This window comes from Lacticaseibacillus zhaodongensis, from assembly GCF_009687905.1.
Classification (GTDB): domain Bacteria; phylum Bacillota; class Bacilli; order Lactobacillales; family Lactobacillaceae; genus Lacticaseibacillus; species Lacticaseibacillus zhaodongensis.
On the sequence record NZ_BLBG01000020.1, the window covers coordinates 1 to 15,519 of the forward strand.

At 55.6% G+C, this 15,519-nt stretch carries 13 protein-coding genes; 11 read left to right on the forward strand and 2 right to left on the reverse strand.

Features of this window, described 5'->3' with window-relative positions; all coding sequences use genetic code 11:
• The first annotated feature begins 260 nt into the window (after positions 1 to 260).
• The 5 genes from GN107_RS09935 to GN107_RS09955 all read left to right on the forward strand — a co-directional run bounded on the left by GN107_RS09935 (position 261) and on the right by GN107_RS09955 (position 6,197).
• Positions 261 to 956 (forward strand): response regulator transcription factor, encoded by a 696-nt coding sequence (locus tag GN107_RS09935; protein ID WP_155287711.1) that lies wholly within the window; start codon positions 261 to 263, stop codon positions 954 to 956.
• Positions 949 to 1,923: a sensor histidine kinase gene (locus GN107_RS09940; protein ID WP_155287712.1), complete on the forward strand. Its 975-nt coding sequence runs from the start codon at positions 949 to 951 to the stop codon at positions 1,921 to 1,923. Before GN107_RS09935 ends, GN107_RS09940 begins: the two co-directional genes overlap by 8 nt.
• Before the next feature lie 161 nt (positions 1,924 to 2,084).
• Complete coding sequence (locus GN107_RS09945; RefSeq protein WP_155287713.1) at positions 2,085 to 2,861, forward strand: ABC transporter ATP-binding protein; 777 nt, start codon at positions 2,085 to 2,087, stop codon at positions 2,859 to 2,861.
• Positions 2,861 to 4,873: an FtsX-like permease family protein gene (locus GN107_RS09950; RefSeq protein WP_155287714.1), complete on the forward strand. Its 2,013-nt coding sequence runs from the start codon at positions 2,861 to 2,863 to the stop codon at positions 4,871 to 4,873. Before GN107_RS09945 ends, GN107_RS09950 begins: the two co-directional genes overlap by 1 nt.
• 226 nt (positions 4,874 to 5,099) lie before the next feature.
• Positions 5,100 to 6,197: a hypothetical protein gene (locus GN107_RS09955; protein WP_155287715.1), complete on the forward strand. Its 1,098-nt coding sequence runs from the start codon at positions 5,100 to 5,102 to the stop codon at positions 6,195 to 6,197.
• An 88-nt stretch (positions 6,198 to 6,285) separates the two neighbouring features.
• Here the strand turns inward: GN107_RS09955 and GN107_RS09960 are convergent, their stop codons facing one another.
• Positions 6,286 to 7,098: a hypothetical protein gene (locus GN107_RS09960; RefSeq protein ID WP_155287716.1), complete on the reverse strand. Its 813-nt coding sequence runs from the start codon at positions 7,096 to 7,098 to the stop codon at positions 6,286 to 6,288.
• Positions 7,099 to 7,178: 80 nt separating this feature from the next.
• Positions 7,179 to 8,117 (reverse strand): DMT family transporter, encoded by a 939-nt coding sequence (locus GN107_RS09965; protein ID WP_155287717.1) that lies wholly within the window; start codon positions 8,115 to 8,117, stop codon positions 7,179 to 7,181.
• Between the two features lie 249 nt (positions 8,118 to 8,366).
• Here GN107_RS09965 and GN107_RS09970 point away from each other — a divergent pair, with 249 nt between their 5' ends.
• The 6 genes from GN107_RS09970 (at position 8,367) to GN107_RS09995 (ending at position 15,296) form a co-directional block, all read left to right on the forward strand.
• On the forward strand, positions 8,367 to 10,397 hold the full coding sequence (locus tag GN107_RS09970) for a DHH family phosphoesterase (protein ID WP_155287718.1): 2,031 nt from the start codon (positions 8,367 to 8,369) through the stop codon (positions 10,395 to 10,397).
• Positions 10,398 to 10,501: 104 nt separating this feature from the next.
• Positions 10,502 to 10,957, forward strand: coding sequence for a 50S ribosomal protein L9 (gene rplI, locus GN107_RS09975; RefSeq protein ID WP_155287719.1), 456 nt, complete (start codon positions 10,502 to 10,504; stop codon positions 10,955 to 10,957).
• A gap of 344 nt (positions 10,958 to 11,301) precedes the next feature.
• Entirely contained in the window at positions 11,302 to 11,901 is a 600-nt protein-coding gene (locus tag GN107_RS09980; protein ID WP_155287720.1) for a sugar O-acetyltransferase, read from the forward strand.
• 190 nt (positions 11,902 to 12,091) lie between these two features.
• Entirely contained in the window at positions 12,092 to 13,009 is a 918-nt protein-coding gene (locus GN107_RS09985; protein ID WP_155287721.1) for an ABC transporter ATP-binding protein, read from the forward strand.
• On the forward strand, positions 12,999 to 14,615 hold the full coding sequence (locus tag GN107_RS09990) for an ABC transporter permease (protein ID WP_230678602.1): 1,617 nt from the start codon (positions 12,999 to 13,001) through the stop codon (positions 14,613 to 14,615). Before GN107_RS09985 ends, GN107_RS09990 begins: the two co-directional genes overlap by 11 nt.
• Before the next feature lie 39 nt (positions 14,616 to 14,654).
• Positions 14,655 to 15,296, forward strand: a complete 642-nt coding sequence (locus GN107_RS09995) for a TetR/AcrR family transcriptional regulator (RefSeq protein ID WP_196246322.1) — start codon at positions 14,655 to 14,657, stop codon at positions 15,294 to 15,296.
• Positions 15,297 to 15,519: the final 223 nt, after the last annotated feature.

The window sequence follows — 15,519 nt, forward strand, 5'->3', positions numbered from 1 at the left end:
TTGGGTCGAGTATTTATAATACATGTAAGCACCTCATAACTGTTATTTCTTCTGTCTAACAATTGTAAGGCACTCCACATGCCTGTCTGTCACTGCCGCCAGCGGAACGGAGAAAAAGGTGTCCAGCACCCGGTAGTTAACGCTCACACTGGCTTTAGCACATAAAAGTTGCAGATACATCTCAAGTCCATCGTTTACCGCGTTGTTAACTGCTAAAATCATGGTGACAGGGGCGCTTGCCGTTGCTCCGGGAGGTAAACATGCAAACAATTTTTTTAGTTGAAGACGAACCCACCATCGCCACCACGATTGCCCAGTATCTGCAGCAGCATGGCTACACAACTGCGGTGGCTAAGGATTTTGCCCACGTGGACACAGAAATTGTCGCGGCGGCGCCCGACCTGGTGCTGATGGATATTCGGCTGCCCTTTGCGAGCGGCTTCCACTGGCTGGAGGTGCTGCGGAGCACGTCGAAGGTCCCGGTGATTTTTCTGACGAGCGTGAACGACGACATGAACCTCGTCATGGCAATGAACATGGGCGCTGACGATTTCCTGACCAAACCCATCGAATTGCCGGTGCTGTTGGCCAAAATCCAGGGGCTGTTGCGCCGGACGTACGAATATCAGGCCCAGGACGGGAAATACCGCGCCGGTGATTTTGAGCTGGCCGCACTGGATAATCAAGTGACACGGCTGGGGGCAACGCCGCAAACGATTGACCTCTCGCCGACCGAGACGCGGATCCTGCGCATGCTCTTTGAACAGCCTGGGGTGGCCGTGAGCCGCGAAGAAATCATTCGCCAGCTCTGGGAAAACGACGCGTTTATTGATCAGAATACGCTGGCCGTAACGATGACGCGGCTGCGGCAGAAGGTGGTGGACATTAAGCTGGATGCCGCCATACAGACCGTGCGCGGCGTTGGCTTCCGATTGGCGGTGAACGGGGATGCGTGATTTTGCGGCTTATCTTCGGGCGCGAGCGCTCACGTGGGTTGTGCTCGCGGTGGTCCTGCTGGTCGCCGGCACCATCACCTACTTGGAGGACTTACCGCCGATTGCGCTGCTGGATGGCTGCGTGATCGGGGCCGCCTGCATCATCCCCATTCTGGGCGTTGACGCTTGGCGCTGGTGCGGCCACTACCGGGAATTGCGGATGGCTCCAGAAGCGGAAGAACTGCCGCGGCTGCCAGATTCCGGCGACGCAATTGAGGCGCTCTACCAGCAATTACTGGCTGCGCAAAATCATGCGCGCGTGCAGACCCAAGTTCAGGCGCAGGAACAGGCGCGCAACCTGAGCGATAATTTTGCCCTGTGGAGCCACCAGATGAAGACGCCACTGGCCGCGCTCGATCTGTTGCTGCAGGTGCCGCCGGTGGATGCGGCGGCTGCCCGCGGTGAGGTGCGCAAGGTCAATCGTTACGTGCAGATGATGCTGACCTACATCAAAATGAATGACGTTAACCGCGACCTCGTGCTGGAGCCGACACCGCTCACGCCGTTGGTGCAGCACACGGTGCGTGAGCTGGCCGATCTGTTTATCGGGAAGAACCTCGCCGTCCGGGTCGATCCGCTACCAACCATCGTGACCGACAGCCAGTGGTTCGGCTTCATCATGGAACAGGTTTTGACCAACGCGGCTAAGTATACTGAGCACGGTCACGTGCATGTCTACGCGAAAGGACCAGCGCTCGTGGTGGCTGATACCGGCATCGGTATCGCGGCCACTGACCTGCCGCGGCTGTTTGAGCCGGGTTACTCCGGTTACAACGGCCGGATGAACCAGAAGGCGAGCGGGTTGGGGCTGGCGATGAGCCAGACCATCGCGCAAAAGTTGGGCCTGAAACTATCCGTTGAATCAAAGGTCGGTGTGGGCACCAAGGTCTACATTCACCTTGCCCAGACGGAGTGGCGGACTGAATAAAATAAGTAATAGATACGTAAGCGGGCAGTAAAATCAGCAGTGATTTTGCCGCCCGCTTTGCTTTTCTTACAACATCGTAAGTACCAATTTCCTCGGGCCGGCGTTACGCTAGGTTCATCATCAAGGTCGCCTGCGCAGGCCAACCATTTAGGAGGATCATCATGCTTGAAATTACTAATCTTGCCAAAACCTACCATACTCGTTTCGGTGCCAGTTCCGTCCACGCCCTGACCGATATTTCCTTTGGGGTCGAGGACGGCGAGTACGTGGCCATCATGGGGGAGTCTGGTTCCGGCAAAAGCACGCTGCTCAACCTGATTGCCGCGCTCGATAAGCCGACGTCCGGGAGTATCAACCTGAACGGTACCGAACTGGCGACGATTCCCGAAGCCAAGTCCGCCAAGTTCCGCCGCGAACACCTCGGCTTCGTCTTCCAGGACTTCAACCTGCTCGACACCTTCAACGTCCAGGACAACATTGTGTTGCCACTGGTGCTGAGCAAAACGCCGGTCGCGGAGATGGCAAAGCGGGTGCATGAACTAACGCCAAAACTGGGCCTAGACGATAAGCTGCAAAAGTTCCCTTACGAGTTGTCCGGTGGGCAGCAGCAGCGGGTCGCCGCGGCGCGCGCCTTGATCACGGATCCCGAACTGCTACTGGCCGATGAGCCAACGGGGGCCCTGGATTCGCGCACCGCTGATGAATTGCTTAAGCTGTTCGCCCAACTTAATGCGGAAGGGCAAACCATCTTGATGGTGACCCACTCCGCGGTTGCCGCCAGCCACGCGCAGCGCGTTCTGTTCATTCGCGATGGCCGTATTTTCCACCAGCTCTACCGCGGCGACTTGAGTCAAGACGAGATGCTCGTGAAAATCAGCGACACCATGACCGCCATGTTGGCTAAACAGGACGACACCGGTGCAAAGGCGGTGGACTAATGTTCTACTTTCATTTAGCCGCCACCAATCTTCGCGCCCACAAGCGGATTTTCGTGCCCTTCCTGCTGGCGATGACGCTGCTGACCGTAATGAACGTGGTCATGCTGTCCGCGTACATGGATTCAGGCGCACTCTTCGCTAATAACGGGGATGGGATCCAGGCCGCTGCCCAGGAGATGTTCAAGTACGGTTCAGAAGTAATGATGATTTTTGCCGTCATTCTGGGTACTTACGCCAACAGTTTCCTACTCAAGCAGCGGACCAAACAGCTGGCCCTTTACAGCGTAATCGGTTTTGGTAAGCGGGAATTGCGGCACATGGTCAGCGCGGAACTGATCATCTGCGCGGGTATTTCCATCGTCTGCGGGGCGGTGTTCGGCGCCGCTTTCTCGCGCCTGAGCTACCTGGCCCTGGGCAAAATGCTAGGGATGCCAGGGCACGCACATTTTGGGCTCGACCTCAAGCCGATTCTGGTGTCTGCAGCCGTAATTGCCCTCATCTTCGTGCTCCTCATCCTGATCGACGCGAACTGGCTCCGGAAGCACCGCCCGCTGGCAATGTTGCAGGCAGCCAGTGCCGGTGAACGCGAGCCCAAGACGCGCTGGTTAATGCTCATTATTGGCATCATCACGCTCGGTGCGGGATACGCCGCCGCCATTGGTATCACCGACCCACTCGGCGCGCTGCAGTGGTTCTTCATTGCCGTGATTCTGGTCATCGTCGGCACCTACGCGCTGTTTATCGCCGGCTCCGTGTTTATTTACAAGCTGCTGCGTAAGAACAAGCACTACTATTACCAGCCAGCGCATTTCATCAACGTCGCCAACATGATCCACCGGATGCGGCAAAATGGGGCAGGGCTGGCCTCCATCACCATTTTGGCCACGATGACCCTCGTCACTATCGCTACGACCATCACGCTGTACCTCGGCGTGCCGCAAATCGTCAGCAGCAGTACGCCCGCCGATATGCAGTACATCCGGGCGACGAGTGCGGATAAACTAGCCACGGGTAAAGTGACCCCGGCCCAGAACCAAGCGGCGGTCGCCGCAATCGCCAAGAAGCACCACGTGACCATCACGAAGCGCTCCGTTGCGACCATCAGTACTGGTTTGCCTATCAAACTGGGGGCCAAGCGCGTGCTGGCGGCAAGCAACAAGGACTATGCCGGCACGTTTGGCCCGGCTAAAGGGCTCATGACGGCCGATATCATGACCTTGGCTAACTATAACCAGATGACCGGCCAAAATATTCAGCTCGCCCGCAGCAGTATGTTGCTGGGCACCAACACCAATCAGCACCGCAGGCAGCTCGCTTTTGGCCCGCACGTACTGCGGGTGCAGGGGACCGCGCGGATGCCTTACGCCAGCAAACTCGGCGGCACCAAGAACGCGCTGTTCGTTTTCAAGGACAACGCCGTGATCACGCAGGTGGCGCACGCTCTTAGCGCCAAGCTGAGCAAGAAGACGCTTGCCGCGACGCTGGCAAACGCGCAAACGACCGTTTACCTCGAACTCAAGGGGAGCGATGCAAACCAAATCGCCATGGCCAAGGAAGTGCAGCATGCCAAAATCGGCACCCTGAACGTCCAGAGCGCCGCCCAGTCGCGGTCCAGCGTCCTGCAGTGGATGAGTGCCTTCCTCTTCATGGGCATCCTGCTCGGCATCATGTTCATCCTCGCTACCGCGCTGATCCTGTACTACAAGCAGGTTTCGGAGGGCTTGGCGGATGCTAAGCGTTACAAAATACTGCAGCAGGTCGGTCTCTCGGAGCGTGAGGTCAAGGCGACTATCAACAGTCAACTGTTGACCTTGTTCTACGTGCCCCTAGTTGTTGCGGCTGTACACACCGCAGTTGCGGCGCCATTTATTCAGCGGGTGCTCGTGCTCTTCGGCATCACCAACTGGACGCAGTTTTTGACCATCATTGGGATCACTTTGCTCGTGTTCGCCGCGATTTACGTCGTCATGTATAAGGCGACGGCGCGGGTGTACTACCGAATCGTTCGGTAAAATACCAAGTAACAATTTAAGGTTCCGTGTTTCCGGCGCGCAGTCTTGCACCGCTAATCTGGGGCCTTTTGTGATGGGATAGTGTTGCTTGATAAATAACGGTGGTTTCACCAATTTAAGGGTAATTTCTTAAGTTTTAAACCGTTTCCTAACGTGAACTGCGGGCGTACAATCAAACTAATTGATAATGCTGCTGGCCCCCAATAAGACATGAGGAGAAGTTGCCATGGGAAAAAGTTCGGGCACCAAAACTGGGTTTGGTGTGAAAATAGCGTGGATGGTGACGCTACTGTTGCTAGTGGGCGCGTTTTTGTATCCGTCGCTGCTAAACGTTCCAAGTGGTGCGGATCATAATGTGCCCCGGCTACTGCAAAATGACGTGACCTTGGTCCTGAATAACTCCGAATTGACCGATCTATACAAGCAGGCAAATACCGGTTCAGTTCAGAAGGCCGACGTTCAGCACCTCGAATCATTGCGCACCAAAGCTCTGCAGGATGCCGGCGTGGTTAACCGGCACGCGTTAACCAGTGACTTAGCTAGCCTAATCGCTGCCAAGGAACAATTTAGCACGATGCCCAAAGCACCGGGAATCAAGGCCAACTTGCGATACATGGCGCAACATAATCTTGCTTACTATGCTGAGCTAGAGGACCACCAGCCGGCGCTCACGGCATTTGTGACCGCTACCAAGCAGATTGGTGTGCTGATCCTGTTGCCACTCACGCTAATGATTGCGTTTTTGGTCAATGCATTTTCCGATTTCAGCAAACGGCAAACTTTGCGCGGCGCGCTTGTTACGACGGGGAAGATCAGTGCGGTGGCTGTCGGCAGCACACTGATAGCAGCGGCGGTGGCGTTTTTGCCCCACTTGGTGACGAGTGGCTTCGGCGCCCAGTACCGCAGCATTTTTTACTCCGATGCTAACCAAACATTCACTTATATGAGTAATATTGTGGTGGCGCTGCGGTACGTGTTGTACTTGGCCGTGCTGACGTTATTCTTGACGGTACTGCTGCAAGTATTCCGGAGGTTACCTGCGGGGCGCATCCTTAGTCCACTACTTGGTATGGCGCTAGTTAGCGTTAGCTTGACGACGGGATACCAAGACCTGATGTACAGCCCAGCGTTGCGGTGGCTGCCAACAACTTACCTGAATCCATACATGATGGTAACGCCGAATGAGATTGCGGGCCGGAGCCTGTCAATTGTGAATGCGCTCGTGTTACTGGCACTTATCACCGTGGTTTTGTTGGGAATTGATTATCTGCTCGCTAAAAAAACACGGTCAACGCCAACCGGTGCTCTGCTCACCACCAAATAGCATTCCCGCCAAATTAATATTCAAAACAAAAAGTCCACTACCAAGTTCGTCACTTGGTAGTGGACTTTGTTAGTTATGATTTTGCCACTTACTTAGTTGCCGTTTCGGCTGTCGCCATGGCATTGCTGCCAGAGAAGGTGTAAACCGATGAGCCGTCGTTCCAGCTGATGGTCTGGGCACCCGCGCCGTCGTTCAAGTTGAAGTTAGCCGCACCCTTGTTGCTTGGTGCAGGCAGGCTTGCCGTGTGGAACAGGGCAACGAGCTGCTTAGCTAGTGCGGTTGGATCCTGGCCGTTAACGTTACTTGCACGGACGGTGATGGACCAGTTACCTTCATTCCAGTGAATGTAGGTTGAACCAGCCGCACCCTGGACGGTCCCCGTGATGTTGTCGCCAAGATCAACGGTTTGACCGCCGTCCTGAGCGCCGATCCAGTTGATGGAGTCCGCAGCCGCACCGCTGGAGGCGAAGGTCTTCTTGTCCAGGGAGTAGTCAGCGCCCTTGTTGCTCAGAGTCGCATCGTTCAAATCGACAGCGGAGTTGCCGCTGTAGAACTTAACGGATGTCCCACTTGCGTTCGTGCTGGCGCTGGCGTTTACGACGCCGTTGGACTTAACCGTGTCGGGAAGCCACTGGTTACCGACCTTGGATTGAATCTGCTTGGTCAGCTGCTGGTAGTGGTCGCCAGAGTTGGTGCTGGAATCGCTGGATGAGCTTGAACTGCTCGTTGAATCAGAAGAACTGCTGCTTGCCACAGCGTCCGTCTTTGATTTCGTTTGTGCCTTAGATTTTGTTGTTTGGGTGGATTCTGTGCTGGAAGAGCTTGTGGACTTACTGCCGGTTTGCGAACCGCAGCCCGCTAGTAAACCTGCTAGGAGTAATGCAATAACTGTTTTCTTCATAATCTGCCGCCCCTTTCACTTTCAATTTTGCCTTATTTTGGTAATGATGCAAGTAGATTGACTAAATTTAACCTAAACGACTAACTTTTGACACCTTTCGCATGTTTTCGGGCCCCGATGGGTTGGCGCTTGCTGCGGGGTTGCCAGCTCATCATGAACACTGCCCCCAGAACTAGTCCGATTCCGGCCATCTGCAGGGGGTGGAAGCCGAGGTTCAGAAATAACACCGACAAAATGGTGGCAGTGAGCGGCTCGAAGTTACCGATCATGCCGGCAATCGCGGGACGCAGGGTGCGCAGGCTGGAAACGTAGAGGATGTAGGCCAGCAGCGTCGCTCCCAAGACCACGAAGGCCACCGCGAGCCAGTCGAATTGCGGTAGTTTGGGTGCGTGCCAAAATGGGGTCATGAGGTTCGCCGCCAAGCTGCCGACCAGCAGGCCCCAGCCGACGATGACTAGTGGCGACTCGGTCCGCAGCAAGGGTCTTGGCAGCAAGGTGTAAGCCGCACCGGTCGCGGCCGCGATGAGGCCCCAGAAAATGGCGAGTGGGGCAACGTGCAACTTGCCGGGGTTACCGTTAGTGACCAGGAGGAAGACGCCAAATAGCGCCAGCAGAATGGCAAGCGTGTCAATCGGGCGCGGCGCCGTCCGCGTGCGCACACTGGTCACGATGGTGATGAGCCCTGGCACTAGTGACAGCATGATGGTTGCGACCGCGGCATTCCCGTAGAAGATGGCGAACATGTAGGTCAGCTGGGCGGCGAATACCCCAATCATCCCGAAGAGGACCAGGCGCACGGCCCGCCGCGGATCCCGCCACACCCGCAGCAAGGGCCGTTTGGTGATGGCCGCAAACAGCAGCATCAGTAAGCCCGCCCACGTGAGGCGCATGCTGACGATCCACATGGGGGTCGCTTTGGAAGTGTTGAAGATAATGTTGCTGCAAACCCCGCCGACACCCCACATACAGGTGCCAATGCTGGCTTGGAGTGCAGCCTTGGTCGATTGCTTCAGATTCATTATATGTAGTCCCCAGTCAACTTTTTTGCAATCATGGGGCCAAAATGACCGCCGATTGCGAATGCTAATCAAATATGTGCTTCCGCTTAGTATAGCTGGGCAGACCCGCCGTTACTAGTGCTACCCCGACCTTTTGCGTGGCCAGGATGCGGCAGCGCTTACAGCAAAATTAGGTCAATGGGTAGTAACAATGGTAAAATACCTTGGTAGTGACGTCTTTTATCCTGAGAGGAGCACTTGCAAATCGTCATGCGAAATCTACTTAAAAAAATTGAGCTGCCAGCCTTCATTGAGGACACGCGGATTCGTTATGCATCCGCCGCAATGGTCGGGCTGGCATTAATTGGTGTCATTATAGGCGCCTTTATCAAGCCGTGGCTTGCGCTCGGGATGCTGATCGTTCTGGTGGCCCTCCTCGTTGCTTCCTTCTATACGCTGGAGCGAATCACGCAGAACACTAATAAGTACATCACCAACCTGTCCTACCGCATCAAGCGGGGGGAGCAAGAAGCGCTCATTCGAATGCCGGTGGGAATCATGATGTACGATAAGAAGCTGAACGTGGAGTGGCTCAACCCCTTCCTCAGTAACTATTTTGGGGATGAGAAGGTTATCGGCCGCAACTTAACTGATGTCGATTCCGAACTGGCTGATATCGTCACCAATAACGAGGACACTGGCGAGGCGCAGCGCGTGCGTTGGGGTGAGCACCAGTTTGAAGTTACCGTTCAGAGTGACATTGGGGTGGTTTACCTGATGGACATCACGCCTTATGCCAAAATCGAAGAGGAAGCCCAAAATGACAAAATCGCTATCGGGCAGATTTTCCTTGATAACTATGATGAAGTGACGGAGAGCTTGGATGACCAGTTGGTTTCCAACCTGAACAGCTACGTGACGACGGCGATGAACAACTGGGCCACCAAGTTCGGCCTCTTTGTGAAGCGCGTTGATGATGACCACTTCCTGATGATTGCCTACGCGGGATCTTTGAAGAATGTTATTAAAGATAAGTTCAAAATTTTGGACCAGATCCGTGAAGAAACCAGCAAGCAAAACGCACCGCTGACGCTGTCCATTGGGATCGCGTACGACGATGATGATTTGGCGCGCCTCTCCATGACCAGTCAGAGCAACTTGGACCTCGCGCTCGGCCGGGGCGGGGACCAGGTCGTTGTGAAGTCCAAGGATGGTGAAGCCAAGTTCTACGGTGGCAAGACCAACCCAATGGAAAAGCGCACCCGGGTCCGGGCACGGATGATCAGTCAGGCACTGCAGGAACTGTTCAAGCAGACCGACAAAGTCTACGTCATGGGCCACGCCCACCCCGACATGGATTCCGTAGGGGCGGCGCTGGGAGTGCGGCGGATTGCGCAGATGAACGGGAAGGAATGCTACGTCGTCCTGAACCCCGACAATCTGCACTCTGACGTTGAACGCTTGATGGAACGGGTCGCAAGTGACCCTGAACTCGCCAACCAGATCATCACGCCTGAAGCCGCCCAAGTTGGCGCGACCGACAAGTCGATGCTGGTGATGGTCGACCACAGTAAGCCGTCCATGACCACGTCCCAGCCCCTGTACCAGCGGCTGGCGAACCGCACCGTCATTTTGGATCACCACCGGCGCGGCGAGGAATTCCCCGACAACCCAATGCTGGTTTACATTGAGCCCTACGCTAGTTCAACCTGTGAACTAATCGCTGAGATGTTTGAATACCAGCCGCAGAATTCCAGCTCGCTCAATAAGCTCGAAGCCTCCGCAATGCTGGCCGGCATCACGGTCGACACCAAGAACTTCTCCCTGCGCACCGGCACCCGGACCTTCGACGCGGCTTCATACCTGCGCTCAATGGGGGCGGACGCGATGCTGATTTCCACGATGCTCAAGGAGAACGTGGATAACTATATCCAGAAGAATCACCTTATTGATAGCGTTGAAATGATTGGTGATAATATGGCATTATGTACGGGTGAGGAAACCCACACGTACGACCCAGTTATCGCGGCCCAGGCTGCAGATACCCTGTTATCCTTGTCGGGAATTGACGCCAGTTTCGTGATTTCCAAACGCCCAGATGGCAAAATCGGCATTTCCGCGCGCAGCTTGGGTGACATCAATGTCCAAATCATCATGGAACGGCTGGGTGGTGGTGGCCACCTGAGTAATGCTGCCACCCAAGTCAGTGACAGCACCATCGCTGATGTTAAGGGTGAATTGCTGAATGTCATTAACAAGGTGATGGCGCAAAATGACGATGACAGCAACGATGACAATTAGGGATTAAGTTAGCACCACAATGCAGCTTTTGCGGAGCATAAACAGGCCCGCAAAATGACTGCGGCAAAACATAAACGTACTCACACAGAAAGAGGGACGACGGCATGAAGGTTATTTTCATTCAAGATGTTCGTGGCAAGGGCAATCGGGGTCAGCTCAAGGAGGTTCCGGACGGCTACGCCCAGAACTACCTGATCAAGAACAAACTCGCCAAGCTCGCTACCCCAGCTGCCATTAGCCAGCTGAAGGGTCAGGAACGGGCGCAGGAGAAGAAGGCTGAGGAAGAAAAAGCCAAGGCTACTGACCTGAAGAAGAAGCTTGAAAGCGACGGCACCGTCGTTGAGATTCAATCCAAGGCCGGCGAGGATTCCCGCCTGTTTGGCTCCGTTCCTAGCAAGCAGATTGCCCAGGCCCTCAAGCAGCAGTTCGGTTACGAAGTTGATAAGCGCAAGATCGATCTCGACGAACCAATCCGCGCCCTCGGCTACCGCAACGTTAACGTCCAGCTGGCACCAGGCGTTACCGCGAAGATCCGGGTACACGTGGTGGCGAAGAAATAGCACAGAGCAACTATGAGAAAAAAGTCTGTAATGCGATTCACAAATCGTATTGCGGGCTTTTTTAGTCGCCTCATCCAGGCGATAAGCCATGTGAGTCTGCTGGGAGTGACTCCGCTGTCGGAGGGAGAACGGAGAGACCGCTAATAGGTTATAATTACCAACGTTAGATTATCGATTAGGTCAAGAAAATACGGCGGGCTCGCAGTTCAGGTCTAAGACCCGCGGTTCTTAGCGGGGCTTAGACCGTGCCCCAGCGGGACCTTTGTCACTCCCAGCGGCGTAGTGGCGGTCACGGTTCCAGCAGCCGGATAATAAGTGCGGTTTAAGTTAAGGAGACTGATTAGATGAACAAATTAATGGCAATGCTGACTAGCGATGACAAATATACAATTGATTACAAAACCCAGGACCCGCAGCTGCAAAAGACTGCGCACCACCTCTGCTGGCAATTGAACCAGACCGATCCAGATGATGATGAAACGCGGCGGGCCATCATGAACCAATTGCTTGGTACTTGCAGCCCGATGACCTTTATTGGCGCTAATTTTCAGTGCGATTACGGTTTCAACATTCACACCGCGGGCCTCGCACTGCTGAACTACAACGTCACGATTCTGGACACCTCACCAGTGCGCATTGGTGCCGGAGCGTTCATCGCCCCCGGAGTCGTCTTAGCCTGCCCGAGTCACGCAATGGATAAAGAACAGCGCATGAATGGCATCAGCTGGTCGCTGCCAATCACCTTGGAAGATGGGGTCTGGCTCGGCGCCAACGTTACCGTTGTCGGTGGAGTTACAATTGGCGCGGGTAGCGTGATCGGTGCTGGCAGTGTTGTCACCAAGGATATTCCGGCTGGCGTCGTCGCAGTCGGGGCCCCGGCCCGCGTCGTGCGCAAAATCACCGCGGCGGACCGCATTGATCCTAATGAGTTGACTGAATTTTAAGTTGAAAAAGCCATTATGGCGGCCGTTTACACGCGGTCGCTATTTTTATTTTGCAAATTGACTCACGAGTCATTGACCAGTCAGTCAACCGGTGCTACACTCTTGGTGCAGATGGAGATGAGCACCAACGTCATCTTGAATGGGAACTGCGAACTAGCGGGCAGCGCGCCCGCTTGGAGGAGGGAATGTCATGACTGAGGCAGTTGTGAGCATTAAACATTTACAGAAGAATTTTGGCAAAACGCAGGCGCTGAAGGATATTACCTTTGACGTGCAGCCCGGCGAGGTGTTTGGCTTCATCGGGCCAAACGGTGCGGGGAAGTCCACCACCATCCGCACGCTGCTGGGAATTCTGCGCGCGACCGGCGGCAGTGCCACCATCTTCGGGCAAGACGTGTGGCGTGATGCAGTCGCAATTCACCGCCGCATCGCTTATGTACCCGGCGATGTGTACCTGTGGCCGAATCTGTCTGGGGGTGAGGCGATCGACCTCTTCCTCAAGCTGAACGGGCAGAAGCACGATGCGCGCACTGATGAGCTGATTAAGCTGTTCGAGCTCGACGTGCGCAAAAAGTGCCGGACTTATTCTAAGGGAAACCGACAAAAGGTGGCGCTGATTGCGGCCTTTGCGACCGATGCGGAGTTGTACATTTTCGACGAACCGACCAGTGGCCTGGACCCACTCATGGAGGAACTGTTCCAGAAGCAGGTGCTGGCGCTGAAGCAGGCGGGTAAGAGCGTCCTTTTGTCCAGCCACATCCTCAGTGAGGTGGAGCGCATGTGTGACCGCATCGGGATCATTCGTGATGGCAAAATTGTCGAGACCGGGTCGCTGGCAGACATGCGTAAGCTCAGCCGCACGAATATCACCGTGGTGACCAAACAGGACGCCGCCGCGGTGGCCCAGCTGCCCGCCGTGCACGCCTATGCCCCCGCTAGCGATGTGGCTAACAAGGCGACCTTTGCGGTTGATTCCGAGCAGCTCGGTGACGTGATTAGTTTCCTAAGTGCCAAGGAAATCCTTAGCTTACAAAGTACCTCGCCAACGCTTGAAGACCTCTTCCTGCGCTACTACGAAACTGAAGGGGGCAATGGTGATGCGCAGTAATCATGCAAAATTCGGTCTGCTGCTGCGGGTGTACCTGCGCCGCGACTGGTTGCTCATTAGTCTGTGGGCATTAGGCTTAGTTGGGCTCATGGCTGGTGCTGCTGCCAAATTTGACGGCTTATACGGTACAAAGGCCGCGATGGATTCAATTATCAAGACCCTCAACACACCGGCCATGGTGTCCTTGCTCGGGGTGTTTGAAGCCAAGCGGCCCTACTCACCGGCGCTGATCTACGCGGCGGAAATGATGGTCTTTATGGGGCTGTTTACCGCGATGATGAACATTTACTTCGCGGTTAAAAATACCCGTGGGGATGAGGATAGTGGGGTCGCCGAACTGATTGCCGCCCGTGCGGTGGGGCGACAGAGTCAGTTGCTGGCGGCCAGCTGCGAACTGATCATCATTAACCTCGTGATTGGCGTGCTGGAGGCACTGGGCCTGCAGCTGGCCGGCATGACTGGCAGTAATGCCGCCGGTAACTGGCTGTTTGGGCTGGGGCTCGCCGCGTTTGGCATCATGTTTGCCGCGATGGCCGTCCTCGCCGCCCAGCTGGTCACGAGTGCTCGCAGCGCGACGGCACTTAGTTACGCCGTCCTCGGCGTCGTCTTCGTGGCGCGGATGGTGACGGACGTGCAGAATCCTGATCTGACCTGGTGGACCGGTTTTGGCTGGATCGAGAAGCTGGCGATTTATGCGGACAATAACTGGGGGCCATTACTGTTGATGCTCGCGATGGCCGTCATTTTTGCCGCCGCTGCTGGGCTCATTGCGGCACGGCGAGATGTTGGCTCCGGCGTCCTGCCCCAGCGGCGTGGACGCAAAACCGCCTCGCCACTGCTCGTTGGCCCCGCAAGTTTGTTACTACGACTAGAACGGACCAGCACGGCTTGGTGGGTTTTGGGTATGTTCCTGCTCGGGGTCAGCTACGGCTCCATTTTTGGGACTGCTGGTGACTTGATGAAGACCAACCCAATGTTGGCCAAAATCATCGGGACGAGCGCGACCACTAAGGCCAATCACACCGTTGTCTTGGCCTTTAGCAACAAACTCACCATGATTTTTGCAGTTGCGGCCACGGTGTTTGCCCTGCTGACACTATTTAGACTCAACAATGACGAGAAGAAGGGCTACTTGGAGCAGCTGCACGCCCGCAGCGTGTCCCGCTTGCAGCTGTATCTCAGCTATGCCGGCTACGCACTGATCAGTGCCAGCGCTGCGTTTGCGGCCGCAATTTTGGGCATGGCCCTTGCCGGTAACGCCAGCATGGACGCTCCGATTGTACTGGCGCGGTACATGCGTGGTTTTGCCGGCTACTGGCCCGCACTAGCGGTCACGGTGGGCATTGCGGCCGCACTGGTGGGGCTCATTCCGCGTCTGCAAAATATTGCGTGGATTGTGCCGATATACGGCGTCTTTTCCCTCTACCTTGGCTCCTTGCTCGACCTGCCTAAGTGGGCGCAACGCGTCAGCCCTTACGGTTGGATCAACGATGTGCCTCTGAAGCAGATTGCGTGGGGCACTTGGGGCTGGATGAGCTTGCTGGCGGGAGCATTACTGCTGCTAGGATACGCGGCGTACCGGCGGCGTGACCTGCAACTGAACTAGGCGTAAACTAATCGGTATTAATTAATGGGGGCAAAATCGATGGCAGAAAGTAAGAGTCCGCGTGATCCCGCAAAGGAGCGGCGTATCATCGCCGCGGCCATGCACATTTTTGCAAAGCAGGGTTACCAGAATGCCAAAACGGATGACATCGCGACGGCCGCTAAGGTGTCGAAGGGGCTGATTTTCCACTACTACGGCAGCAAGGCCAAGCTCTACCTGGAGAGCGTTAAGGCGGCCTACGCAAAATTGAACGCGACGGCCGACTTCAGCGTTTGGCAAGACGCCGCCGATTTGAAGCAGATGATCACCCGCGCCCTGACCTACAAAATTCAGTTGCAGTTTGATTACCCCGATGAGTTCGGCATCGCCCTTGCCGCGTATTCGGATGTCAGCAGCCTGCCCAGCAGCTTGCAGAAAGAATTAACGCAGGTGTGGAGCAGCGAGCTGAACAACAGCGTGCCCGACCTGACTGGTCCCATTATCAAGCGAATGCAGCTGCGTCCGGGTGTGAAGCCTGAGACCGTGCAAAAGATGATCACGGCGATGAGCATGCTGATCAGCGAAGAGGCGAAGGGACTGTTTAAGGACAGCAAGGAGCTGAAGGCAGACGCGATGGCGGGGGTCGTTGCAGAGGCCAATGAATGCTTCGATATGCTGGAGCACGGGTTCTTGGCGGAATAGACTGACGGGCTGGCGGCGCATCTTCCTCCGCGGCCGCTGCTTGGGGGTGACAAAGACGAGCTGGGGCCGGGTGCAAGCCTCGGAAGCTCGCCGAGTCTTGCCCCTGAACTCCAAGCCCGCGTCGCTACGCTCCCTTGCGGTCTTTCCGTTCTCCCCGATAATGAGCAAAAATCAACTAAACCCATGTTGATTTTTGCTCATTATCGCGACAGCTCGGTCACCC